At 64.9% G+C, this 24,685-nt stretch carries 23 protein-coding genes; 11 read left to right on the top strand and 12 right to left on the bottom strand.

Annotated features, from left to right (window positions below; all coding sequences use genetic code 11):
* Nucleotides 1–17: 17 nt before the first annotated feature.
* From I6F24_RS30420 to I6F24_RS30395, 6 genes are all read right to left on the bottom strand, one after another.
* Complete coding sequence (locus tag I6F24_RS30420) at nucleotides 18–1,262, bottom strand: NAD(P)/FAD-dependent oxidoreductase (RefSeq protein WP_109142007.1); 1,245 nt, start codon at nucleotides 1,260–1,262, stop codon at nucleotides 18–20.
* Between the two features lie 101 nt (nucleotides 1,263–1,363).
* Nucleotides 1,364–3,190, bottom strand: a complete 1,827-nt coding sequence (gene typA, locus I6F24_RS30415) for a translational GTPase TypA (protein ID WP_036002847.1) — start codon at nucleotides 3,188–3,190, stop codon at nucleotides 1,364–1,366.
* A gap of 239 nt (nucleotides 3,191–3,429) precedes the next feature.
* A complete protein-coding gene (locus I6F24_RS30410; protein ID WP_225144200.1) occupies nucleotides 3,430–3,717 on the bottom strand; it encodes a hypothetical protein in 288 nt (95 codons plus the stop codon).
* Nucleotides 3,714–5,159, bottom strand: coding sequence for a radical SAM protein (locus I6F24_RS30405; RefSeq protein WP_225144201.1), 1,446 nt, complete (start codon nucleotides 5,157–5,159; stop codon nucleotides 3,714–3,716). Before I6F24_RS30405 ends, I6F24_RS30410 begins: the two co-directional genes overlap by 4 nt.
* Nucleotides 5,156–5,872 carry a prolipoprotein diacylglyceryl transferase family protein gene (locus I6F24_RS30400; RefSeq protein WP_225144202.1) on the bottom strand — a complete coding sequence of 239 codons (717 nt, stop codon included), beginning with the start codon at nucleotides 5,870–5,872 and terminating at the stop codon, nucleotides 5,156–5,158. The genes I6F24_RS30405 and I6F24_RS30400 overlap by 4 nt, the downstream gene beginning before the upstream one ends.
* Nucleotides 5,873–5,947: 75 nt before the next feature.
* Nucleotides 5,948–6,712 (bottom strand): helix-turn-helix domain-containing protein, encoded by a 765-nt coding sequence (locus I6F24_RS30395; RefSeq protein WP_036002835.1) that lies wholly within the window; start codon nucleotides 6,710–6,712, stop codon nucleotides 5,948–5,950.
* Nucleotides 6,713–6,890: 178 nt separating this feature from the next.
* Between I6F24_RS30395 and I6F24_RS30390 the strand changes: the two genes are divergently transcribed.
* Entirely contained in the window at nucleotides 6,891–7,271 is a 381-nt protein-coding gene (locus I6F24_RS30390) for a response regulator (protein WP_036024192.1), read from the top strand.
* A 3-nt stretch (nucleotides 7,272–7,274) separates the two neighbouring features.
* On the opposite strand, the gene I6F24_RS30385 is transcribed toward I6F24_RS30390, so the two are convergent.
* The 3 genes from I6F24_RS30385 to I6F24_RS30375 all read right to left on the bottom strand — a co-directional run bounded on the left by I6F24_RS30385 (nucleotide 7,275) and on the right by I6F24_RS30375 (nucleotide 11,281).
* Entirely contained in the window at nucleotides 7,275–8,000 is a 726-nt protein-coding gene (locus I6F24_RS30385; RefSeq protein ID WP_036002829.1) for a hypothetical protein, read from the bottom strand.
* 108 nt (nucleotides 8,001–8,108) lie between these two features.
* Nucleotides 8,109–9,650 carry an alkaline phosphatase D family protein gene (locus tag I6F24_RS30380; protein WP_225151872.1) on the bottom strand — a complete coding sequence of 514 codons (1,542 nt, stop codon included), beginning with the start codon at nucleotides 9,648–9,650 and terminating at the stop codon, nucleotides 8,109–8,111.
* 185 nt (nucleotides 9,651–9,835) lie between these two features.
* The gene (locus I6F24_RS30375) at nucleotides 9,836–11,281 is read right to left on the bottom strand and encodes a TAXI family TRAP transporter solute-binding subunit (protein WP_225142344.1); all 1,446 of its coding nucleotides are present in this window, start codon (nucleotides 11,279–11,281) and stop codon (nucleotides 9,836–9,838) included.
* A 152-nt stretch (nucleotides 11,282–11,433) separates the two neighbouring features.
* On the opposite strand from I6F24_RS30375, the gene I6F24_RS30370 reads away from it, so the two are divergent.
* Nucleotides 11,434–11,724, top strand: a complete 291-nt coding sequence (locus tag I6F24_RS30370) for a 4a-hydroxytetrahydrobiopterin dehydratase (protein WP_036002826.1) — start codon at nucleotides 11,434–11,436, stop codon at nucleotides 11,722–11,724.
* A 114-nt stretch (nucleotides 11,725–11,838) separates the two neighbouring features.
* A complete protein-coding gene (locus I6F24_RS30365; protein WP_036024189.1) occupies nucleotides 11,839–12,225 on the top strand; it encodes a YkvA family protein in 387 nt (128 codons plus the stop codon).
* Between the two features lie 173 nt (nucleotides 12,226–12,398).
* Here the strand turns inward: I6F24_RS30365 and I6F24_RS30360 are convergent, their stop codons facing one another.
* Nucleotides 12,399–13,373, bottom strand: coding sequence for an NADPH:quinone oxidoreductase family protein (locus I6F24_RS30360; RefSeq protein WP_036002812.1), 975 nt, complete (start codon nucleotides 13,371–13,373; stop codon nucleotides 12,399–12,401).
* A gap of 254 nt (nucleotides 13,374–13,627) precedes the next feature.
* Here I6F24_RS30360 and I6F24_RS30355 point away from each other — a divergent pair, with 254 nt between their 5' ends.
* From I6F24_RS30355 to I6F24_RS30325, 7 genes are all read left to right on the top strand, one after another.
* Nucleotides 13,628–14,467: an SDR family oxidoreductase gene (locus I6F24_RS30355; RefSeq protein WP_036024188.1), complete on the top strand. Its 840-nt coding sequence runs from the start codon at nucleotides 13,628–13,630 to the stop codon at nucleotides 14,465–14,467.
* Between the two features lie 116 nt (nucleotides 14,468–14,583).
* Nucleotides 14,584–15,252 (top strand): invasion associated locus B family protein, encoded by a 669-nt coding sequence (locus I6F24_RS30350; RefSeq protein WP_036002810.1) that lies wholly within the window; start codon nucleotides 14,584–14,586, stop codon nucleotides 15,250–15,252.
* Nucleotides 15,253–15,420: 168 nt separating this feature from the next.
* Complete coding sequence (rlmN, locus tag I6F24_RS30345) at nucleotides 15,421–16,623, top strand: 23S rRNA (adenine(2503)-C(2))-methyltransferase RlmN (protein WP_225151870.1); 1,203 nt, start codon at nucleotides 15,421–15,423, stop codon at nucleotides 16,621–16,623.
* A 163-nt stretch (nucleotides 16,624–16,786) separates the two neighbouring features.
* A complete protein-coding gene (locus I6F24_RS30340; RefSeq protein ID WP_036024186.1) occupies nucleotides 16,787–17,281 on the top strand; it encodes a hypothetical protein in 495 nt (164 codons plus the stop codon).
* Between the two features lie 57 nt (nucleotides 17,282–17,338).
* Nucleotides 17,339–18,115: a phosphatase PAP2 family protein gene (locus I6F24_RS30335; protein ID WP_036002803.1), complete on the top strand. Its 777-nt coding sequence runs from the start codon at nucleotides 17,339–17,341 to the stop codon at nucleotides 18,113–18,115.
* 91 nt (nucleotides 18,116–18,206) lie between these two features.
* Nucleotides 18,207–19,544, top strand: coding sequence for an argininosuccinate synthase (gene argG / locus I6F24_RS30330; protein WP_036038771.1), 1,338 nt, complete (start codon nucleotides 18,207–18,209; stop codon nucleotides 19,542–19,544).
* Nucleotides 19,545–19,657: 113 nt separating this feature from the next.
* Nucleotides 19,658–21,415, top strand: coding sequence for an alkaline phosphatase (locus I6F24_RS30325; protein ID WP_225151868.1), 1,758 nt, complete (start codon nucleotides 19,658–19,660; stop codon nucleotides 21,413–21,415).
* Between the two features lie 92 nt (nucleotides 21,416–21,507).
* On the opposite strand, the gene I6F24_RS30320 is transcribed toward I6F24_RS30325, so the two are convergent.
* Nucleotides 21,508–22,128: a TetR/AcrR family transcriptional regulator gene (locus I6F24_RS30320; protein ID WP_074447591.1), complete on the bottom strand. Its 621-nt coding sequence runs from the start codon at nucleotides 22,126–22,128 to the stop codon at nucleotides 21,508–21,510.
* Nucleotides 22,129–22,358: 230 nt separating this feature from the next.
* On the opposite strand from I6F24_RS30320, the gene I6F24_RS30315 reads away from it, so the two are divergent.
* Complete coding sequence (locus tag I6F24_RS30315; protein ID WP_057025850.1) at nucleotides 22,359–23,315, top strand: homocysteine S-methyltransferase family protein; 957 nt, start codon at nucleotides 22,359–22,361, stop codon at nucleotides 23,313–23,315.
* A gap of 50 nt (nucleotides 23,316–23,365) precedes the next feature.
* Here the strand turns inward: I6F24_RS30315 and I6F24_RS30310 are convergent.
* The coding region (locus tag I6F24_RS30310) for an OmpA family protein (protein WP_225156545.1) at nucleotides 23,366–24,685 on the bottom strand (1,320 nt) is incomplete at its 5' end.

Below are 24,685 nucleotides of genomic sequence, written 5' to 3'. Positions count from 1 at the left end.
AATGACGGAGCTTGCAGCTAAGGCTTGCCCAGAGCCGCCAGCACTTCCTTCGCCGCCCGCTCGCCGCTGTCCCGTGCACCATGCGCGGTCGTGAAGAAGGTCGGCGACGTCGCCTCGCCCGCGAAGAACAGACGTGCATCCACCGGCGCAGCCAGCACGGCACGGTCGCCGGCATGGCCGGGCAGCGCATGCGAATACGACCCCCGCGCAAAGGGATCGCGGGCCCAACGCGATTCATACAGCGGCTTCAGCTTGCGGCGGATATCGTTGCCGAGAAAACCCGCGATCTCGCTGATGGCTTGGGCGGCGATGGCACCGTCGCCGGCATCTTCCAGCGCGCGGGCAAAGCTGCCGCCGAAAAAGCCCTCGATGCAGGGCTGGCCGAACGGGCGGATGTGATAGGTGCCCATCTCCGTGCGCATGGTGGCGCCGCGTAGATTGCCTTCTGTCGGAAAGGTCTCGGCGTCATCGAGGGCCAGCGTCACCTTATCGTCGACGCCGAGCGGCAGGCCCGCCGCTGCGTTCACCTTTGCGGGGAGCGGCGGCGAGAAGCGGATGGCTTCTTCCGCGATGAGATTGGTCGGCACGGTGACGATCGCCTTGTCCGCGGTCAGCGCGCCCCGCGACGTCTCGATGTGGACGCGTTTGTCCGAATGATCGATCAGCGCGACATTGCAATTCAGCGCCACCGGGCAGGGCGCACCATAGGCCGCAATCAGCGCGCCATAGCCGCGGCGGACGCGCCAATTGAAGTTGGTGTCCTCATAGGCGTCCCAGTCCAGCGTCGACATATCCTTCAGCTCGCAGCCGTTGATATAGGTCGAGATCGCGTCGATCATCGGATTCCAGCGATTACCGGGCTCCAAATGCGAGCTCGCGGCCTCGTCCTTACCTGTTTGCGCCGCTTCCCACAGACGCTCATAGAACGCGTCCATTGCGCGCATGAAATCGTCGCGCTCGCTTTCCGGAAAGGCATTGCCGTAGGCCCGCTCGCGCCAGGGCGGCAGGTCCTTGTTGAGCTCGAAACCGAGCTGTCGCGCGATCGGCACGAAAGAGTTCTTGTCGGCCGAATGCAGCCAGCCGCAGCCGACGTCGAACGTCACCTCGGGTGAGGCCTGCACCGTCCAGGCCCGGCCGCCGAGCCGGTCACGTGCCTCCAGCACGATGACGGAGAGGCCACGGCCCGCCAGCGCGTGCGCCGCGCCGAGGCCGGCGGCACCAGCGCCGATGATCGCGACGTCGACGGAGGAGGGGAGGGACATGAAAAAGCGAATAGTGAGTGGCGAATGGCGAATAGAGTATCGGAACTAGGGCCTGTGGCCAAACGGCCCTATTCGCTACTCGCCAATCCCCATTCGCCCGCTTACGCCACCGCTTCCTTGGCCTTTTCCGCGCGCTTGCGCTCGTTCGGGTCGAGGTGCTTCTTGCGCAGGCGGATCGACTTCGGGGTGACCTCGACGAGCTCGTCGTCCTCGATATAGGCGAGCGCCTTTTCCAGCGTCATGCGGATCGGCGGGGTCAGGCGCACCGCCTCGTCCTTCGAGGTGGTGCGGATGTTGGTGAGCTGCTTGCCCTTGAGCACGTTGATCTCGAGATCGTTGTCGCGGGTGTGCTCGCCGACGATCATGCCGCGATAGACCTTCCAGCCCGGCTCGATCATCATCGGGCCGCGGTCTTCCAGCTTGAACATGGCGTAAGCCACCGCTTCGCCCTGGTCGTTGGAGATCAAGACGCCGTTGCGGCGGCCCTGGATCTCGCCCTTGTACGGGGCATAGCCGTGAAACAGGCGGTTCATGATCGCGGTGCCGCGGGTGTCCGTGAGCAATTCGCCCTGGTAGCCGATCAGGCCGCGGGTCGGCGCGTAGAACACCAGGCGCTGGCGGTTGCCGCCGGACGGCTTCATCTCGATCAGCTCGGACTTGCGCTCGCTCATCTTCTGCACGACGACGCCGGAATGCTCCTCGTCGACGTCGATCACGACCTCCTCGATCGGCTCCATGGTGGCGCCGGTCGCTTCGTCCTTCTGGTAGACGACGCGCGGACGCGACACCGAGAGCTCGAAGCCCTCGCGGCGCATGGTCTCGATCAGGATCGCGAGCTGGAGTTCGCCGCGGCCCGACACTTCCATCGCGTCCTTGTCGGCGGATTCGACGACGCGCAGCGCGACGTTGCCCTCGGCTTCGCGCAGGAGACGGTCGCGGATCATGCGGCTCGTCACCTTGTCGCCTTCGGTGCCGGCGAGCGGGGAGTTGTTGACGATGAACGACATCGACACGGTCGGCGGATCGATCGGCTGCGCCGGCAGCGGCACCTCGACGGTCGGGTCGCAGAAGGTGTCGGCGACGGTGCCCTTGGTGAGGCCCGCGATCGCGACGATGTCGCCGGCTTCGGCTTCATCGAGCGGGGTGCGCTCGAGGCCGCGGAACGCCAGGATCTTGGTGATGCGGCCGGACTCGACCAGCTTGCCGTCGGCGTTCAGCACCTTGACCTGCTGGTTCGGCTTCAGCGTGCCGGAAGAGATGCGGCCGGTGATGATGCGGCCGAGATAGGGGTTGGCTTCGAGGATGGTGCCGATCATGCGGAACGGACCTTCCTCGACCTTCGGCGGAGCGACGTGGCGCAGGATCAGGTCGAACAGCGGCTCCATGCCCTTGTCCTGCGGACCTTCGGGGCTATCCGCCATCCAGCCCTGCTTGGCCGACCCGTAGAGGATCGGGAAATCGAGCTGCTCCTCGCTGGCATCGAGCGCCGCGAACAGGTCGAACACCTCGTTGATGACTTCGGTCGGGCGCGCGTCGGGGCGGTCGACCTTGTTGATGACGACGATCGGCTTGAGGCCGACCTTGAGCGCCTTGGAGACCACGAATTTGGTCTGCGGCAGCGGGCCTTCGGCGGCGTCGACCAGCACCAGGGCGCCGTCCACCATGTTGAGGATGCGCTCGACCTCACCGCCGAAATCGGCGTGGCCGGGGGTGTCGACGATGTTGACGCGGGTGTCCTTCCACTGCACCGAGGCCGCCTTGGCCAGGATGGTGATGCCGCGCTCGCGCTCCAGATCGTTGGAATCCATGGCGCGATCGGTCACCTTCTGGTTCTCGCGGAACGTGCCGGACTGCTGCAGGAGTTTGTCGACCAGGGTCGTCTTGCCGTGGTCGACGTGGGCGATGATGGCGACGTTACGAAGATTCATGAGTGAGCTTCTTTGCGGTCGAACAATGGGTTAAGCGCGATCTCGCCGGTCGGACCGGGACCTCTTCTCGAAACAACGCTGGAAGACTGGAAACGGGGCGCTTTCCGCCCAAAAAGGAAGCCCGGCCATATCAGACCGGGCGCCCTGCGCGTTGCGGCGCAATATATGCAAAAACGGCCAAAAAACAATGTGTTCTTTGGCCGTTGGTTGACTGAATTTTGTCCGGGAATCCCCGGGGCTTAGGGCTGGGTCGGGGGATGAGCGGGGACCCTGCGCCCCTTGATCGCCGCCCAGATCATCGCAACCCCGCCGATCCCCACGACCAGCCCCAGAAAGACGAATGGCGCGATGTCGCCAGCGATCTTGCCGTCCTCGAACATCGACACTCCGCCGAACAGGAGTGCGCAGAGACCTGGCAGCAGCATGAAGATCCCGGCGATCGCCATCAGCGCGGTGAGGCAACCGCTGCGAGCTGGGCCGGGCGTTGGTGCGGGTGGCGGTAGAACCGGCGGTGGCGTGTCGCTCATCGTGGTGCCTCCTCGGTTTGCCTCGCCTCGTGATAGGTCTGCCCCTCGAGCCCGGCGCGAATCCGGGAGATGGCGCCATTCCGATAGAACAGATTGTAGGTGTCGAACGGGATGATCGCCCCCTGCTCGGTCACGAAATGGATGCAGCTGCGCTTGACGTTGCCGACGCAGAAATTGAAGCGGTCGAGAAACTGCACGATGGTGACGCGGAAGACGTTTTCGTAGGTGAGCCCGTCCGGCACCTGAAAGCTCGGCAGGCAGCACAACAATTCGCAGACGCGCTCGGACGTGTTGAGGGGCCCTGAGGAGAGCGAGAACAGGTCGATGAACTTTTCCCGCAGCATCGGATACTTTTCCGGGCTGATCGTGTTTGGCATCACCGCAACCAGCTGCTCTTGCGGAATCAACGAGGTCAGCGGCAGCACCTTCTCGCCGTTGCGCAGGCCATAGCCGATCGAGATGCTCTCGGGGTTGCAGGGCAGCGGGATCATGTCCTTCTCGCCGAACACGCCGGTTTCGATCACGCGCTTGCGGATCTCCGACAGCATGATGCGGTCGGTATTCTTGTCGAAGCTCTCGTTGCGGCCGGCATCCTGGACCGGCTGCAATGTCACCCCGCGCACGCACGTCCAGGTCAGCGCGTGGCGCACGATGTCGCCGATCTCGGAATCGTTGACGCCGCGCTTGATGGTCGCGACCAGCGTGGTCGAGATGCCGTAATGCTCGAGATTTTCCAGCGCCTGCTGGCGGATTTTTCGCAAGTCCGCGCCGCGCAGATTGATCAGCGCGTCGCGCTGCAGCGAATCGAATTGGAGATAGACTTCCAGCCCGCGCTTGTTCTCGGCGAGCCGCGCCACGAAATCCTTTTCGCGGGCGATGCGCAGTCCGTTGGTGTTGATCATGACGTGGCGGATCGGCCGGGCGCGCACGGCGTCCAGGATCTCGAAGAAGTCAGGATGCAGCGTCGGCTCGCCACCGGAAATCTGCACGAGATCGGGCTCGCCCTCGCTCGCGACCAGCGCGTCGAGCATCTTCTCCACCGTCGCGAGCGGCGTGAATTTGGTTCGTGCCGGCGAGGACTCCGCGAAGCAGACCGGGCAGGTGAGGTTGCAATGCTCGGTGATCTCGATCAGCGCCAAGCAGGAATGCTGCTCGTGGTCGGGACAGAGGCCGCAATCATAGGGGCAGCCGAATTGGGTGCGTTCCTGGAATTGCAGCGGCCGGTCGCCCGGCTTGATGAAATCCTTGCACAGCCGCCAATAGGCGGCATCGGTCGACACCAACGTCGATTGCACGCCGTGCTCCCTGCAACGCTTTTCGTACCAGACCTCGTTGCCGAGAATCTGGATCTTGGTCGGAACCAGCTTCAGGCAGATCTCGCAAAGAGATTGGGTCTGGCCCCAGAAGATGTAGGGGCGCGACTTACGCAACGGCGCGTTCATGCAAGTGACTCGTTTTGTAAGCGTCTCGCTTGGGGTGCCGTCGCGAGCATGAATGCGGCGTAGAGCAGGACGGACAGCGACAGTAGGTGAAACAGGGTCAGGGGCCCGACCAGCGTGCCATAGGGCTTGAGGAATTCCCATAGGAAGCGCTGCATTCCGTAATAGGCGAGCACCAGGTAGAAACCATTGGTGATCGTGAACGCGTTCCGGTTCAAGACCGCCACCACATAGGCGAGCGCGAACAGGGCCATGGCCGCGCTCTCGTAGAGCTGCACGGGATGGCGGCGAACGCCGTCGCCGAAATCATGGCCGAAGGGCAGCGCCGTCGGCGTGCCATAGGTGAAATCGTCGAGCCCTGCGAAGTAACAGCCGATCCGGCCGATCGCGATGCCGAGCGCCAGCGGCAGCGCGAAGCGCGCGCCGGTTCGCACCGTGACGCCTGCGGACCATTTGTAGAGCTCGATCGCCACGATGCCGCCCGCCAGCCCGCCCTCGACCGAGCGCGCAATGCCGCTTTGCCCGGACAGCCACAGATTGGCGGAGCCGAATAGATAGGCGCCAAGGCCTGCGCCAAACACCAGCGCGGCGATATAGGGCAGCGCGAAGGATTGCGAGGGAAACTGCAAGCCCCGTCGCGACAGCCAATAGACGGCGGCCGCCGCCGCCAGCCAGGCCAGAATGTCGAAGAGAGTGTGAAGGAAAGCCCCGCTCATGCGGGGCCAGTATAGCACGACCGCGGTTAGAGCGGCGCGCGGCGCATTATAGCGCCACAAGAGAGAAGGAAGAAGCTACCCCGCCTCCCGCTCCTCGGTCGGATAGACCCCGCGCAGCACCTCCTCGAAATGCATCTTCACCGCATCGTTGCACAGGCAGGCGCGCAGCCTCAGGCCGTCGCGGTTGCGGACGAGGATCGAGCCGCGCCGCGTGTCGAGCACGCCTTCGGCCTTGAACGACTGAAGCACGCGGCTGGCATAGGAGCGGCCAACGCCGAGCAAAGTCGCGAGCTGTTCGTGGGTCAGCGGCACACTGGTCTCGTCGCCGGTCCGCTCCATCGCCGCCAGGATCCATTTGGCGGTGCGCTGCTCGATCGAATGGATCGCGTTGCAGGCGGTCGACTGGAAGATCTGGGCCAGCATGCAATCGGCATAGCGGGCAAAGACGTTGCGCAGCGACGCCGAGCGCAGCTTGGCCGCTTCCAGCTTGGCAACGTGAATGCGCGCAAACGGTCCGCCGAATTTGACGCAGATCCGGGTATAGGCCGGCAGAAACCCCTCGCTGACGATGCCGCCCACCGCGCCTTCGCGGCCGACCAGAATGGTTTCGACGTCGCGGCCATCCTCGTTGGGGACGAGGAAAGTCGCGAGCGACGGGCCGCAGGGGAAGTGGACCACTTGCACGTCATCGCCGGGATTGTAGAGCAAGTGCCCGGCTGCAGAGTCCTCGACGGTCACGTGCGGCGCCACGAGGCCGTAGTCGACCTGACTCAAACGCCGCAGCAGATTGTTGGCCGGCCGGCTCTCGACCTCGGTGATCTTGCCGATACGCGCATCCATTCTGAACTCCCACCCTTCCTCCCACCTTAGCGAGTTCCATCCGTTTCCTGTGTGCACAAGTGGACAGACCAGAGAACGATGATGTGGTGAGTTTCGTTCCGGGAACCCCCCGATGCGCTGCGCGCAGGCATCGTGTCGCGGCAGTCCTGATCCAAAAACCCCAAACCAAGATGCGATCATGGTACCTGCACACTCCAATGGCACAGGCTGGCCGGCCGATGTTCTGATCGTCGAGGACGATCCGATCATCGCGATCGATTTCGAGGATCGCCTGCTCGGATTTGGTGTGGCCGCCGTGCGGACCGCGGGTTCGGTGACGCAGGCGTTGAACGCCATCGCCAAACGGACACCCGATTTCGCGCTGCTCGATGTCGAGCTGATCCGCGAGACGAGCTTTGCGATCGCCGAGCGGCTGATCGCGCTAAAGGTTCCGTTCGTGTTCGTCACCGGCTACGGCGCCGAGGTGCGCATCCCGCCCGGATTGGCGGGCCGGCCCCGGCTGCAGAAGCCGTGCTCGAGCGAGGCGCTGGAGGCGGCGCTGCAGGCACGGGACACCTGATCGCTACTTGCCGGAGCGAATGCAGAGCTCGGCGAGGTCGGTCTCGACGCCCTTGAAGAAGGTGTGCGGAAGCGGCGGCGGCGATGAGGCTTTCTTGATCGCCGCACTCTGCGCAATCGCCTCTTGATCGGACAATTGCAGGAAACGTTTCAGCGCCTTCGAGCGACTCTTCCTGGCGAATGTCTCCAACCGCTCTTCCGTTGCATCGGTCGGATTGAGACGGAGCAGAGCTTCGTTGCCTGTCTGCAATGGATAGACCCCTCCAAGTTTCACGCGGGCGATCACGTTATAGCGGTCGAAATGCTCGAAGATCAAATCCAGGATCTTCGCCTGACGTATCGGCTCTTCCATCGCGAGATAGCGCTTCACATCCGGATTGCTCTTCAGGCTTTCCAATTCGGCTGCGCCGGCAAATGGATTGTCGGAGGTCTGCCGGTCGATGAACGCCGATGCGCCATCCAGCATATGCGTGCCCCATCTGATGACGATATCGCGGCCGCGCGGTTCGAGCTGGTCGGCAGCCAACCCCTTGTCCGTCAGACATGCCGGGTCGGCGCTTGCGCGCAGTGACTTGCCGAGCTCGGCGGTCAGCGCCTTGCCGTAAGGCGAAGCGAGGGCCTCGCGCACCAGCGTCGCTTTGTCCTGAGCCTTCTCTTGGGTCTGCGCGCATGTGGGGGATGCTGCGCTCAGCAGCAGCGCAATAACGATCGTTGGGCGGCTGAACGGCACGGCATCAACTCGAAAACGGCTCGGATGGCATCACGCCCTCGAAAATGCGCGGGCGCTCGCAATTGTCGTCCGGGCCGGCCGGATGGTTCATCCGGCTTCGAATGGCCGTCACGCAAGCTTCGGATCGAGCGTGGTCGACCACAGCGCGACGTCGGCGCGATCGCGCAGGGTCACCGTCATCCGGCCGGACGCGCCGTCGATCTTGACGTGACCAAAGAACTGCATGCCCGCGGACGGCGGCAGGTTCTGGCTGTCCTTGCCCGGCGCCTTGACGAAGCGCACCTCGGGACCAAAGGTATTGTCGAGCGCGTTCGGGCCGAACGTGCCCGCGTGCAGCGGGCCCGAGACGAACTCCCAGAACGGCTCGAACTCCTGGAATTGCGCCTTGTTCGGATCGTAATAATGCGCGGCGGCGTAGTGCACGTCCGCGGTCAGCCACACCGTGTTGCTAATCGGCGCCACCTTGATGAAGCGCAGGATGTCGGCGATCTCGAACTCACGGCCACGCACCGGGCCGTCGCCCTGTGCAACGGCTTCCGAGCCGCCCTTCGGCGTGTCGGAGACGATCAGGCCGATCGGCATGTCCGATGCGATCACCTTCCATGTCGCGCGTGAATTCAGCAGGCCGCGCTTGAGCCAGGTGATCTGGTCCGGGCCGAGGAAATAGCTGGCGGGGCCATAGGCGGTTTCGAGATTGGCACCGTTCGGTGCGCGATAGCTGCGCTCGTCGAGCACGAATACGTCGAGATGCGGGCCGTAGGAGATCTGGCGATAGACGCGGCCGGGTTCAGTGATGCTCTCCCGCATCGGGTACATCTCGTGGAAGGCCCGGCCCGCGCGGGCTGCGAGCAGTGAGATGTCGCGCACCTTGTAGGCGGCCGGCAAGTCTTTCGACAGCGACCAGTTGTTGGTGACCTCGTGGTCGTCCCACTGCACGAAGACCGGCACCTCGGCATTGAAGGCGCGGAGATTGTCGTCGGTGAGATTGTATTTGTACGCGGCGCGAAACTCGTCCAGCGTCTCGGCGACCTTGGCCTTCTCCGGGATGGTCAGATTCTTCCAGATCTTGCCGTCGGCGAGCTTCACCTCGGGTTGGATCGGACCGTCGGCATAGATCGTGTCGCCCGAGTGCAGGAAGAAATCCGGCCGGTGCTTGCGCATGGTCGAGAAGGTGACCATGCCGCCGTCGTCGGAATTGATGCCCCAGCCCTGCCCTGCGACGTCGCCGCCCCAGACGAAGCTGACGTCGCGGCGGTCGGCCGGCGCGGTGCGGAAGCGGCCGGTCACCGCCTCGCCCTCGATCGCGCTGTGGGAGAGATCGCGGAAGCGGACGCGGTAGAAGATGTCCTGGCCGGCGGGTAGATTTTCGACCAGCATCTTGGCGGTGAAGTCGCTCTCGGGCAGCGCCGCAATCGGCGGCAATGCCCGGGCGTCCCTAAAGGACTCGCTCGTGGCGACCTCGACCAGCATCTGCGCGGGCCGGTCGGTTCGCGCCCACACCACGCCGCCGTCGACGGTGATGTCGCCCGCTTGCACGCCGTGGGTGACCGCCGGCCGATCAGCCGCGCGCGAAAGATACGGCATCGCCATTGTGCCGAGCGCACCGGCGCTGCTGGCGAGGAAGCGGCGGCGGGAGAATGTGATGGTCATGAGGCTCCGACCCCGGGGCTTGGGGGGAGTCCGTCATTCCGGGGCGCGCGTAGCGCGAACCCGGAATCCATGTCTCCCCGCGAATGCTGCGCAATGGATTCCGGGTTCGATGCTTCACATCGCCCCGGAATGACGTTGGGAGCTATATTGAGACAATGTGACGCAGCAATAACGCGCGCGGGCGCTCACGCGTTGCCGGCGGCCCGGAACTGCGCGCTGGCACGTTGCAGGTTCGGCGGCAGGCTGAACAGCACAGCCTTGCGGTCGGCGACGGCGGCGTGGAATTGGTCGAGTGCGATGTTGAAGGCGGTGAGCGCGGCTTCCTCGATCGCGCCGTGATCGAAGCAGCGCAGCGTGTCGCGCAGGATCTCGTCGGCCTCGGTCTGCATCTGGTCCAGCTCTTCGGTCGTCTCGCACTTGCGTGCCGCGGCGATCATGTCGAGCAGGCGTTCGCGCTGGTGATTGTTGTTGTCGCGCTCGTCCTTCTTCAGATAACCGGCGAACCAGGCGCCGACCGAGCCCATGGCCGAGAGCGCCATCAGGCTCCACCAGATGTAATCGCTGTACTTGTCGAGGAAGGTCTTCTCCTCGCCGTCGACGAAAGCGGCCGCACCCGGATGCACCGGGATCACTGCATCCTTGTCGGTGTCGGGCGTCTCGATCTTCGCCGCCAGCGGGAATTCCGTCACCAGTTGCTGGCGCACGGCGAAGAGCTGGCGCGTGAACGCTGCGATGTCGGCCTCGGACACGCCTTTGCGCGCTACGATGTGGTGCGCGAAGCTGATGGTCTTGACCTCGTCCTCGGGCCGGTCGGGCGAGCCGCCGTAGGTGCCGGCGGGGATCTCGCCCGCTTCATAGACTGGATGATTTTGCGCGATCGCATCGGCGGAATCGATGGCGAGGAAGGTTGGCGTGCCGCCCTCCCTGACCGATGCCGAGATCGCGTCCGCCGTGATCTTGCTGTTGACCGGGCCTGCCGCGAGGTAGACGTCGGCCTTCTGCGCCTTGATCGCCTCGGCAACTTCATTGACGGGAAATTGCACGATCTCGACCTTGGCCGGGTCGACGCCGTATTGGTGCAGGATCACCTTGAGCAGATTGACGTTGGCCTGGGTGCGGCCGACGACCCCGACGCGATGGCCGGCGAGCTGCGCGATCTTGGTGATCTTCGCGCCCTTCTTCTTTCCTTTGGCGGGCACGGACCACAGCACCACGACGTTCTTGCGCAGGGTCGCGACAGCCTGCGCGTTCTTCGGCACGTCGAGATCGCCGCGCACGATGGCGAGATCGACCTTGCCTTCCGCGAGCGCATTGGCACTGGCGGTCGCGCCGTCGGTCTGGATCGGGCGCAGCCGCACATAGCTCTTGTGCTGCGCGAAGCCTTGCGTCAGCGCCTGCACGACCTTGACGTCGTCGCTGTTGGCGGGGCCGACCGCGATTCTGAGCGTCACGGGACGCATCGCGAAGTAATAGCCGCCGGCGACCACGCCGACGATCGCAAGCAGGAACGCCAGAGACACGAGCGCCGTCTTCCGCGCCGCGGATCGCGGCGAAGGCGGAGGGGGCGTTTCGGCCAGGTCCAATCCCCCGGTCATCGGTCTCCCAAAGAGGCGCTTCAGGCTCGGTTTCATCTTGGCCGGCGATTTACGCCCGCAATTGTAGCAAATTTCTTGTCCGGCGGGGTTACATCTCCGTCATGGTTAGCGGATGCAGGAAATCCCGTATGAACCGGGGCGCCGGGGCGGTGTTAGAGTAAAGTTCCCCCTAGAGGACGGAGACGACCATGGCAGAACGGCTCTCGGCGGAGGCGCGCAGGCAGGCGCTGGGCGGACTATCCGGCTGGACTGACGTCCAAGGCCGCGACGCCATCGGGAAAACCTTTGTCTTCAAGGATTTCAACGAGGCGTTCGGCTTCATGACCCGCGCCGCGCTGGTCGCCGAGAAGATGGATCACCACCCCGAATGGCGCAACGTCTACAAGACGGTGGAGGTGGTGCTGTCGACCCACGACGCCGGCGGCGTCACCGCGCGCGACATGGCGCTCGCCAAGGCGATGAACGCAATCGCAGGCTGACACCAAGCAGACGTCTTGAAGCAGACGTCTTGCAGGGACCGGCTGCATCCCCATCTTGTGATCAGCCGGGATCGGGCGGTCCTCCGCCTCCCGCAGAACGGGGAGCATTTGAGCATGGCTGCCGAGCACAGCGTTGGCTTCGAGCCGGCCGATCGGCTCGCGGAAGATCGCGAGAGCGTGCGCCGCCGCTTCTGGCGCAAGCTGAAGCGGGTCGCTGCGCATCTGCCGTTCGCGGAGGATCTACTTGCCGCCTATTACTGCGCGTTCGACCGGCAGACGCCGCGTCACGTCCAGGCTTCGCTGCTCGGTGCAATCGCCTATTTCGTCCTGCCGTTCGATTTCGTCGCGGACGTGATGCCCATGCTCGGCTTCGCCGATGACGCCGCCGTGCTCGCCACTGCCATCCGCATGGTTGCCGGTCACATCACGAACGAGCATCGCGAGGCCGCCCGCGCCGTGCTGAGGCGCGGCGTAGATGAGGCGGACGTCGAGGCAGCGTAACAGTTTCGCCACGCCTTCCGCTGTCATTCCCCGCGAAGGCGGGGAATCCAGTACGCCGCGGCCTCCCGGTTCAATCGCTGACGTCACGGAGTACTGGATCGCCCGCCTTCGCGGGCGATGACAGTGAGTGTGTGGTGTGCAGGTCGCGACAAACGCGTTTCCGTCTCGCATCCTCACGGATGCAAGATCACCTTGCCCATGGCCTGACGTCCCGCCAACACCTTCAACGCATCGGCCGTCTGCGCCAGCGGGAAGGTGCGGTCGACATGCGATGAGATCTTGCCTTCCGCGGTCCACTTCACCAGCTTCTCCAGATTGGCGCGGTTCTTGGCCGGGTTGAGCCGGGTCCAGGCGCCCCAGAACACGCCGCGGATGTCGCAGCCCTTCAGGAGCGCGAGGTTCAGCGGCATCTTGGGAATGTCGCCGGCGGCAAAGCCGATGACGAGGAAGCGGCCTTCCCATGCGATCGAGCGCAGCGCCTGTTCGGCGTAAGCACCACCAACGGGATCGAAGATGATGTCGACGCCCTTGCCGCCGGTGAGCTTGCGCAGGCCTTCCTTCAGATCTTCCTTGGCGTAGTTCAGCGTCAGCTCGGCGCCGTGCGCCTTGGCGAATTCGAGCTTCTCGTCCGACGAGGCGCAGGCGATCACCTTCAAGCCCATCAGCTTGCCGAGCTCGCAGGCCGCAAGGCCGGTGCCGCCGGCCGCGCCCAGCACAGCGAGCGTCTCGCCCGGCTTGGGGCTGGCGCGATCTTCCAGCGCATGCAGCGCGGTGCCGTAGATGATGATGATGCCGGCCGCGCGGTCGTAGTCGAGATTGTCGGGGATCTTCACGATCGATGCCGCCGGCAGCGCGATCTTCTCGCGTGCGCCGTTGTGGCCGCAGGAGGCGACCACGCGATCGCCGACCTTGAGATCAGTGACACCAGCGCCGATGCTCTCGATCACGCCCGCAACTTCCGCGGCCGGCGAGAACGGGAACGGCGGCTTGATCTGGTACTTGCCCTGGATCATCAGGATGTCGAAGAAATTCAGCGCCGCCGCCTTGATCGCGATCACGGCTTCGCCGGGCCCCGCCACCGGATCGGGCACCTCAGTCAGGACGAGGTCGTCGGGCTGGCAATATTGCGAGCAGAGGATGGCTTTCATGGCGGCACCTTGAGGGCGTTTCGGGTGGAATTATAGTTTGGCCGTTTCTGCCGGATTTAGGCAGTGGCGACAATCCGGATTCTTTGTCTGGGGTCAGCGACGGCCTATCCTCCGTCGTTGCGAGCGCAGCGAAGCAATCCAGAGTCCGTCCTGCGGAATAGTCTGAATTGCTTCGCGAAGCCCGTCATCGGGCCGCGCTTCGCGCGGACCCGGTGGCTCGCAATGACGAAATCCGCGGAGAAAGGATTCAAACGATGTTTGAAACAAGCCTGCTGAAGAACAAGCGCATCCTCATTACCGGGGGTGGTTCGGGTCTGGGCGCTGCGATGGGGCGTCGCTTCCTCGCGCTCGGCGCTGAGCTCGTGATCTGCGGCCGCAAGCTCGAGCGGCTCGAGGCGACGGCGCGCGAGATGCGCGACGAGACCGGCAGCACGGTCATCACCATCGCCTGCGATATCCGCGACGGTGCGGCGGTCGACGGCATGATGGATGCGATCTGGCGCGAGGCGCCGCTCGACATCCTCGTCAACAATGCCGCTGCCACCTTCATCGCACAGAGCGAGCATCTCTCCTTCCGCGCCGCGGACGCGATCCTGGCGCCGACACTGCATGGCGCGATGTATTGCACGCTCGCCGCCGGCAGGCGCTGGATCGAGGCTAACCATCGCGGCGTCGTGCTGTCGATCCTCTCGACCTCCACCATTACCGGCCGCGCCTTCACCGTTCCCTCGGCGATGGCGAAATCCGCACTGCTGGCGATGACCAGGAGTCTTGCGGTGGAATGGGGCCCGAAGGGCATCCGGACCGTGGCGATCGCGCCGGGCCCGTTTCCGACCGCAGGGGCCACCGGGCAGCTCCGTCCCGAAGGCCGCGACGAAGGCTGGACCTCGCGCAATCCGCTCGGCCGCACCGGCGAGCACGGCGAGCTCGCCGATCTCGCCAGCTTCCTGGTCTCGGATCACGCCGCCTACATCAATGGCGAGATGGTGGTGATCGACGGTGGCGCGCATCTGCGCAGTTCCGGCGCCGAGGATTTGCTCGGCTGGACCGAGGCGCAATGGGCCGCGCAACGCGCCGCCCGATCCAGGGCCTAGCCGCCGAAGATACCGCTAACTGCCTTCCCAAATTGAACTTTCCCGGCTATCCCTGCCCGGGGACAAAGCGCGCTCGGGCCATCTTCCAGTCACAATATTGAGGGAACCACTGCGGCATGTGGCGGGTGCTGATTTTAGCTTTGATGACTGGCGTGGCGGCCGGGGGAATCGCCGTGTCTGCGCGGGCGCAGACGGCGCAACCGACGCCCAAGTCCAGTCCAGCTCCAAAAGAGGCGGCACCGAAGCCGGCGGCGCCGCCGGCCAACACCAACGCAAAGGCGGCCCCGAAGCCCGAGAGCAAGCCGGCGGCCCCGGCTGCGGCCGTTGCGGGGGGCGCGGAGCCGACCCTGATCGGGCAGTTCGGCACCTGGGGTGCCTATTCGGCGACGCCGAACGGCAAGAAGGTCTGCTTCGCGCTGGCCAAGCCGTCGTCGTCGAAGACCAATCCGCCGAACCGGCCGCGCGATCCCGCCTATGCCTTCGTCTCGACCCGGCCGGCCGAGAAGGTCAATAACGAAGTCTCGGTCATGATCGGCTATGCGCTGAAGCCGGGCTCGGAATCGACCGCCGAGGTCGGCGGCGCCTCCTTCGCCATGTACACGCAGGGCGACGGGCTCTGGATCAAGAACGCGGCCGAGGAGGAGCGGATGGTCGAAGCCATGCGCAAATCCGCCGATCTCGTCGTCAAGGGCGTCTCGGCCAAGGGGACCGAGACGACCGACACCTTCTCGCTGAAGGGCCTCGCCCAGGCGCTCGACAAGATCGCGCAGGATTGCCGGCGTTAAGACTGCGGGCGATAAGGTCGCAATCGGCGGTTCCGGTTGCTATATAGGGGCCGTTCCAAGTTTTTCCGTCATTCCGGGATGGTCCGAAGGACCAGACCCGGAATCTCGAGGTTCCAGGTTCGACGCTTCGCGCCGCCCCGGAACGACCACGTAATCAGGTCCATTTCGATGCAAGCGACGACCGAGCCGCACAACGGCCTCATGGTGGAGAAGACCCCGCTCGAAACCTATGTGCCGCCGGCCAAGCCGTCGCTGATCGGCCTGTCGCGCACCGAGCTTGCCGATCGGCTCGGCGAGATCGGCGTCGCACCGGCGCAGCGCAAGATGCGGGTGCAGCAGCTGTGGCACTGGATCTATTTCCGCGGCGCCCAGAGTTTTGACGAGATGAGCTCGATCTCGAAGGGCATCCGCGCCGAGCTCGCGCAGCATTTCACCGTCGACCGGCCGGAAGTCGTGGCCGAGCAGATCTCCAACGACGGCACCCGCAAATGGCTGTTGCGCCTGCCGAGCGGCGACAATGTTCAGAAGGCGCATGAAGTCGAGTGCGTCTACATCCCCGAGACCGACCGCGGCACGCTCTGCGTTTCCTCGCAGGTCGGCTGCACGCTCAATTGCGCCTTCTGCCACACCGGCACCCAGCGCCTGGTGCGCAACCTCACCGCCGGCGAGATCGTCGGCCAGGTGATGGTCGCGCGCGACCGTTTGAATGACTGGGCCGATCGCGAGGACGGCACGCGCCGCGTCACCAACATCGTGATGATGGGCATGGGCGAGCCGCTCTACAATTTCGACGCGGTGCGCGATGCGCTTCTGATCGTCGGCGACAACGAAGGCATCGGCATCTCCCGCCGCCGCATCACGCTGTCGACCTCGGGCGTGGTGCCGAACATCGTGCGGGCCGGCGAGGAGATCGGCGTCATGCTCGCGATCTCGCTGCACGCGGTGCGCGACGAGCTGCGCAACGAGCTGGTGCCGCTCAACCGCAAATATCCGATCAAGGAGCTGCTGCAGGCCTGCCGCGACTATCCCGGCGCATCGAACGCGCGCCGCATTACCTTCGAATATGTGATGCTCAAGGGCGTCAACGATTCGCTCGACGATGCAAAACTGCTGGTAAAGATGCTCAAGGGCATTCCGGCCAAGATCAACCTGATCCCGTTCAATCCCTGGCCCGGCACCGCCTATGAATGCTCCGACTGGGACCAGATCGAAAAGTTCTCCGAATATATCTTCAACGCCGGCTATTCCTCGCCGGTGCGCACCCCGCGCGGCCGCGACATCCTCGCCGCCTGCGGCCAGCTCAAGTCGGAGACGGAAAAGCTCTCGGCGCGCGAGCGCCAGGCGCTGCGCGCCATGGCGATGACGGATTAGGTCGGGATGCCCACGCTCCCGCCTCCTCGTCATTGCGAGCGCAGCGAAGCAATCCAGAATATCTCCGCGGCCTCAGTCTGGATTGCTTCGTCGCATCAGCGCAAAATTGCTGCGCAATTTTGTCGCGAGCTCCTTGCAATGACGGCGAGGTGATTTTGACGTCATGTCCCTGATCGGCCGCCTCGTCGTCATCTTCATCGGCTTCCTCGCCGCCTGCTTTGTCGGCGGCATGATCGTCGTCGTCGCGCTGCTGTTTCCGGAATTCGCCGATCTCGGCGCCGGTCCGGTCGACCAGGGCACGATCGACATCCTGCTCGGCTTCGGCTTCATCTTCGTGTCCGGCTTTGCGCTGGTGCCGGCGGCGGTGATCGTCGCGATCACCGAAGCGCTCTACATCCGCAGTGCGATCGCCTATGCCGTCGGCGGCGGCCTTGTCGGGCTCGCCTGCTATCTCGGCCTCGTCCCGTTCCATTCCGACACGTTGCAGTTCGAGGGCATCGTCCGGCGTCACCTGGAGATCATGACCGGCGCGGGCATCGTTGCCGGCTTCGTCTACTGGCTGATCGCCGGCCGCAACGCCGGCGTCTGGCGCGAACCGCCGTCCCCGCGGAAACCACCGCCGCCATTGCCGGCGAATTCAAGGCCGGGCCCGCGGTGAGGTTCCTACCCTCCCCTGGGGTTTCCATCCCCGCCCCACTCCGCTAAACCGCGCGCCATGAACAGGACCGGACTCTTCATCGCCCTGGCGCTGTGGCTCGTGATCGGCGTCGTCTTCGGCCTCTATCCCGAGCTCGACCTCAAGCTCGCTTCGCTGTTCTTCGACGCGGAGACCAAGACGTTTCCGCTCAAGCTGAACGGGTGGGCCGGCTTTGCGCGCGATGCGGCGATGTGGATCGCCTGGGCCTTCGCCCTTCCCTCGATCGTCGCGCTCGTGGTCAAGATGATCCGGCCCGACCGGCCGCTGATGGTGCCGGGGCGTACGGTCATCTTCCTGCTGGTGACGATGACCATGTCGGCCGGTATTTTGACCAACCTGACGTTCAAGAATTATTGGGGCCGTCCGCGTCCGGTGGTGGTGACCGAGTTTGCCGGCGATCAGCAATTCGTGCCGTGGTGGGATCCGCGCGGCACTTGCGGGCGCAATTGCTCGTTCTTCTCCGGCGAAGGCGCGACGGCGTTCTGGACGCTGGCGCCGGCCGCGCTGGCGCCGCCGGCGTGGCGGCCGCTCGCCTATGCCGCCGCCGTGGTGTTCGGCGCCTTGACCAGCGCCCTGCGCATGGCCTTCGGCGGGCACTTTTTCACGGACGTGTCGATCGCCGGCCTCGTCACCTTCGTCGTGATCTGGTTCGCCTACGCGCTGATTTACCGCTGGCCGCGGACGCGGTTCTCGGACGAAGCGGTGGATGCCGCCCTGACCCGGTTGAACATGCCCGCCTACCGGCTCCGCCAGCGCCTGTTCGGCCGCAAGACCGGCCCCGAGCCCTCGGTTTGAGCCATTAAAGGGGTGCCGAGCCCCGCGAAATTTGATATTCGCGCGGTCGAACGCACCCATCACATCAGCTTGAGACCCGATTGGAAGCCCTATGACCACGATCCTGAAAAGCCTGCCCAAGGGTGAGAAAGTCGGCATCGCTTTTTCGGGCGGCCTCGACACCTCTGCGGCGCTGCTCTGGATGAAGCAGAAGGGGGCGCGCTGCTACGCCTACACCGCCAATCTCGGTCAGCCGGATGAAGCCGACTACAACGAGATCCCGCGCAAGGCGATGGAGTTCGGTGCCGAGAACGCGCGGCTCGTCGATTGCCGCACGCAGCTGGTTCACGAGGGCATAGCCGCGATCCAGTCCGGCGCCTTCCATATCTCGACCGGCGGCATCACCTATTTCAACACCACGCCGCTCGGGCGCGCCGTCACCGGCACGATGCTGGTCGCAGCGATGAAGGAAGACGGTGTCAACATCTGGGGCGACGGCTCGACCTTCAAGGGCAACGACATCGAGCGCTTCTACCGCTACGGCCTGCTCACCAATCCCGGCTTGAAGATCTACAAGCCCTGGCTCGACCAGCAGTTCATCGACGAGCTCGGCGGCCGCGCCGAGATGTCTGCGTTCATGACCGCGCAAGGCTTCGCCTACAAGATGAGCGCGGAGAAGGCGTATTCGACCGACAGCAATCTGCTCGGCGCCACGCACGAGGCGAAGGATCTCGAAAGCCTCGACAGCGGCATCAAGATCGTCAACCCGATCATGGGCGTGCCGTTCTGGCGCGACGACTGCAATGTCAAGGCCGAGAAGGTCGTGGTGCGCTTCGAGGAAGGACAGCCGACCGCGCTGAATGGCCAGACCTTCTCCGATCCGGTCGCGCTGTTCCTCGAGGCCAACGCGATCGGCGGCCGTCACGGCCTCGGCATGAGCGACCAGATCGAGAACCGCATCATCGAGGCCAAGAGCCGGGGCATCTATGAGGCGCCCGGCATGGCGCTGCTGCACATCGCCTATGAGCGCCTCGTCACCGGCATCCACAACGAGGACACGATCGAACAGTACAGGATCAGCGGCATGCGCTTGGGACGCCTGCTCTATCAGGGCCGCTGGTTCGATTCGCAGGCGTTGATGCTCCGCGAGACCGCACAGCGCTGGGTCGCCCGCGCCGTCACCGGCGAAGTCACGCTCGAGCTGCGCCGCGGCAACGATTATTCGATCCTCAACACCGAGAGCCCCAACCTTACCTATGCGCCGGAGCGGCTGAGCATGGAGAAGGTGGAGGACGCTGCCTTCACGCCGGCCGACCGCATCGGCCAGCTCACCATGCGCAACCTCGACATCGCCGACACCCGCACCAAGCTCGGTCTCTATTCGAAGACCGGCCTGTTGTCGGGCAGCGAAGGCTCGCAGATCTTCCGGCTCGAGAGCGATAAGGGCTGAGGCTTTCCGGAGCCGGATTGCGCTTCGCTCCATCCGGGCACCGAGCTTAATGACGCTGTCATTCTCGACCGCTACGCTTCCACTGTTGGAAACGGGATTGCGGAGCATCGCACATGGTCAGGGGATCGGCACTCGCCTCTCTCATTGTTCTCTGTTGGGCATCATCATCGTCGGCGCAGACGATCTATCCGATCGATCGCGCCGAGATCCTGGCCGGAGCCAAGTTCGACTTCAAGGTCGAGCTCCCGGGGCTGATCGATCCCGCCAAGTTGAAGGTGACGGTGAACGGCGCGGATTACGCGGCCGCGTTCGGCCGCTCCGGAACCTTCGTCGAGCGCGAGGACGGCAAGGAGCAGTCGGCCCTGGTCCTGCGCGACGTCACGCTGACCAAGCCGGGCAGCGTAAACGTGGATGTGAGCGACGGCACGCGCCAGCGCAGCGTCACATGGACGGTTTACGACACCGGCCCGCGCAAGGCGAAGAACGTCATCCTGTTCATCGGCGACGGCATGTCGCCGGCGCATCGGGTCGCCGCGCGAATCCTGTCCAAGGGCATTTCGGAAGGCAAGAGCCGCGGCAAGCTCGCCATCGACGACATGCCCCATATGGCGCTGGTGGCAACCGCCGGCTCGGACTCGATCATCACGGACTCCGCGAACTCGGCGAGTGCCTATGCGACCGGGCACAAGAGCGCCGTCAATGCCCTCGGCGTCTATGCCGACCGCAGCGCGAGCCCGCTCGACGATCCCAAGGTCGAAACCATCACCAGCCTCGCCAAAAGGCGGCTCGGCATGGCGATCGGTATCGTCACCAATACCGAGATCGAAGACGCGACGCCGGCGGCGATGGTCGCGCACACCCGCCGGCGTGCCGCCTATGACGACATCGTCGAGCAATTCTTCGCGGCAAAGCCGGATGTGATGATGGGCGGCGGCAGTGCGAATTTTCTGCCGAAGTCGGCTGCCGGCTCCAAGCGCAAGGACGAGACCGACTACATCGCGAAGTTTCGCGATGCCGGCTATCAGCTGGCGACCACCGCGGGCGAGCTCAGCGCCTCCGCCGCCAAGCAGGAGACGAGCAAGCTGCTCGGCCTGTTCGCCACCGGCAACATGGACGGCGCGCTCGACCGCAAATTCCTGAAAGGAGGCGGCGTCAAGAAATTCCCCGAGCAGCCTGATCTGACCGAGCAGGTGCAGGCGGCGTTGAAAATCCTCTCGAAGAACGAAGCCGGCTTCTTCCTAATGGTCGAATCCGGAATGATCGACAAATACGCGCATTTGCTCGACATGGAGCGCGCGGTCTACGACACGATCATGCTCGACAACGCGGTGCGTCAGACGCGCGAATGGGCGCGCGCACGCGGCGACGACACCCTCATCCTGGTGCTGGCCGATCACAATCACCCCAACAGCCTGGTCGGCACAGTGAATGACGACATGGCCACCGTGCCCAACGTTCCCTTACGCGAGCGCGTCGGGGTTTACGACAAGGCCGGATTTCCGAACTATCCGGCCCCAGACGCGGAAGGCTACCCGTCACGCATCGACGTGAGCCGCCGGCTTGCCATCTTCTCGGCGAGCCTGCCCGATCATTACGAGACGTTCCGTCCGAAGCTCGACAATCCCAACGAGCCGACCGTCAAGGCCGGCGACGACGGCACCTTCAAGGCCAACGACAAATACAAGGAGGTCCCGGGCGCGGTGCTGCGCCCCGGCAATCTGTCGTCGCTGGTCGGCGCCAGCGTGCATTCGGGCGAGGACGTCATTGTCACGGCGGCGGGCCCGGGGAGCGAGCGCGTGCACGGCTCGATGGACAATACCGAAGTGTTCCGCGTCATGGCCGAGGCGCTGGGATTGGCTGCGCGAGAATGATGGGGCGACTGGCCAACCTGGGCCCAATCACATTCCTGCCGCCGGCGAGCGCGGCAGGACGGGCCGCCCTGGTCCGCTCACGTTCCATCAATTCACGACGAGTGAGGCGGCGTAAAGACCAGCTTCACGCAGCTGCGGAAGAGCAGGATCTGTCGCTCCAGCCGCTTCGGGTCGTTGAGCGTCTTCGACATGATGATTGCGCCGTCGACCACGCACGAGATCATCTCCGCGAGATCGTCGAGGTCGATCGGCTCGCGGGGCGGATAGACCGCGGCGATGCCGTCGAGAATCTCGCGGAAGTGCGCATTCCAGCTCCGGACCGATTGTGCAGTCAGATCGCGAACATCGCGGTCGAACAAGCGCTCCTGGTAGCAGATGCTGGCGATCAGGCAGCCGGGATGGCCGTTCGGCAGATCGGCCATGACTTCAGCGAGTAGTTTCAGCGAGATCAGGAACGACTGCAGCGGGTCGTCGGAGAGCTCACGTCCGCGCCTGAAGATCTCATCGAACAGGCGGTCATTCGTATCCACGTACCGGCGCAGCATCTCCCGTGCGAGCGCGTTCTTGTCCCTGAAGTGATAGAAGAACCCGCTCTTGGTCAGTCCGGCCTCGGCAATGACCTCCTCGATCGAGGTGGCGCCGAAGCCCTTTGCGAGCACCGCCGCTTCCGCGATCTCGAGAATGCGCTCGCGCGTCGCTTCGCCCTTTCCCATCGATGTCTCCAGAACTGTACCGACGGTGCGGAAATTGACCCTCGGGGCCAAGGCCCACTCCGCGTGACTCGTGCAAATCATTGATTTGTCTCCGCTTGCGGGTGGAAGTTCAGCTGCACCACGGGGCTTCTAGAGCGACGCGACATTATGCGGCACCAAATGCCGCGACCGAACGCGGGCGTAGCGCGACCGAGTGAAGAGAGCGGCACGTCCAAATGATGGAGCGATCAATGGCCAGATACAGACATGGTCTGCCGCAGCGCGGCGGCGGCATTTTCCTGACCGATGGCGGCATGGAAACAACTCTCATCTTTCAGCACGGGCTGGAGCTGCCCCACTTTGCGGCATTCGTGCTGCTCGACAGCGCGGATGGCCGCGCGCATTTGAGGCAGTACTACGAAGCCTACCTGCGTATCGCGCGGCAGCATGGGCTCGGCTTTGTCCTCGACAGTCCGACCTGGCGCGCCAACCCTGATTGGGGCGCCAAGCTCGGCTATGATGCGGCCAGGCTCGCGGCCATCAACATGCGCGCCATCCGCTTCCTCGACGAATTGCGCGGCGCCTGGGAGTCCCCCGCCACGCCTTGCGTCATCAATGGCGCGATCGGTCCGCGAGGCGACGGCTACAAGGCCGGCAACATGGACGCGGCGGAGGCGGAAACCTACCACTCAGGCCAGATCGCGGCCTTCGCCGAGGCGGGCGCCGACATGGCGACTGCATTCACGCTGAACAGCATCAACGAAGCCGTGGGCGTAGTCCGAGCGGCCAAGAGGCAGGACATTCCGGTCGCGATCTCTTTCACGGTCGAAACCGATGGTCGCCTCGTCCGGGGAGAGTCGCTGCGCGAGGCGATCGAGGCGGTCGACGACGCAACTGAACGTGCCTGCGAATACTTCCTGATCAATTGCGCGCACCCAACTCACTTCGAGAGTGCACTCGCCGCAGGCGAGGCGTGGGTTCAGCGCATCCACGGCATCAGAGCCAATGCATCGGTCAAGAGCCACGCCGAGCTCGACGAATCGGAGGCGCTGGACAGTGGTGATCCCCAAGATCTCGGCCGCCGCTACCATTTGCTCAGGCGCGCATTCCCCGGCATGCGCATTCTCGGCGGCTGTTGCGGCACTGATCACCGGCATGTTGCCGCCGTTTGCGAGGCATGCCTGCCGTCGGAAGCAATGACGGCGTGACAAGAAAAATGGCCGGGATCGCTCCCGGCCATTGTCTTCTTGCGAAGGTCTTACTGGCGCGGCGGAGGCGCCGCGTTGGCCTGGTCGCCGTTGAGCAACGGCGTGATGCGACGGACGGTGACGCGCCGGTTGATCAGGCTCGCGCCTTGCGTCTGCTCCTTCAGATACTGCTCGCCATAGCCCTGCGACGTCAGGTTCTCCGCGGGCACACTGAATTGCTGCGTCAGCAATTCGGCTGCGGCCTGCGCGCGGCGATCCGACAGCGACAGATTGTCGACCTCGTTGCCGACCGCATCGGTGTGGCCCTCGATCAGGAACACCTCCTGCGGGTTGGCCTGGAGCGCCTGGTTGATGCCGTCGGCGATCACTTGCAGCCGCGCCGCCTGATCCGGCGGAATGGTCCACGATCCGGTCTCGAAGTTGATCGTGTTGACGTCGATGCTCGGCATCTGCATGCGAACATTCGGGCTGTAGCGGATCTCGTCGAGCGAGTAGCGCCGGTCGATCCGCTGCACCGGCGGAGCCCGCATCGTTTCGTAGATCACCTGCGGCGGCGCCTCCTGGGCGTCGACGATGTAGCGATCGTAGGGAATGTTGACCACCGGCGGCGGCACGTCGACGTAGAAGCCGCCGACCGCCCGCGGATCGCGGTAGGTGTTGTCGATGATCACGATCTCGCGTCCGCGCGGGTCCCGGCGGATACGACGCAGCAGCGAGCCGTCCGGCCCGACCACGGTGATCACCTCGCTGCCGTCGGGACGGATCACGACGGTGCGGGTTTCGCCGCCGACGGTGTCGGTGCGGATGTCGCGGGCGCCATAGCGGAAGCGATAGAGATCGTTGCCGCGGACGTAAGCCTGCCCGCCCGGATCGCGGATGATGATGCGGTCCGGCTCGGTGTAGACGGTGCGGCCGCCTTCGACGACCTCGCGCCGCTGGTTATGGATATCGGCGATGGTGGCGCCGATCACGGCGCCGGCCACCACGCCCGCGCCGATCGCGAGCGGCGTCAGGTCACGCTGCTGCGGACGCGGCGGCGGCGGCAGGGGCGCGGCGACTGTCGGCGCGGCGCGGAAAGCCGGCGCGACCGTCGGCGGTCTGTATTGTGCCCGGTCGGGCGGCGGCGCTGCGGCCGGCGTGCCGGGCACCACGGTCGGAGCCGCGGCGCCGGCCGGAGGTGCCGGCGGCCGGGCGGGCGCACCAGCCTGCGGCGGCGCAGCCGGAGTCCCGGCGGCGGGCGCGCCGGCAGGAGGCGTTCCACCCTGCTGCCCCGGGGCTGGCGTCGCTGTCGGGGCCGGGGTTGCGCCGGGCGCGGGCGTTGCCGACCCCGGACGTCCGGGCGGCGGGGGTGGCGGCGTGCTGCCGGGCGC

It is taken from the genome of Bradyrhizobium sp. BRP23, assembly GCF_020194135.1.
GTDB classification, from domain to species: Bacteria; Pseudomonadota; Alphaproteobacteria; order Rhizobiales; family Xanthobacteraceae; genus Bradyrhizobium; species Bradyrhizobium yuanmingense.
The sequence above is the reverse complement of the archived record's forward strand: the minus strand, read 5'-3'. Positions and strand labels throughout refer to the sequence as shown.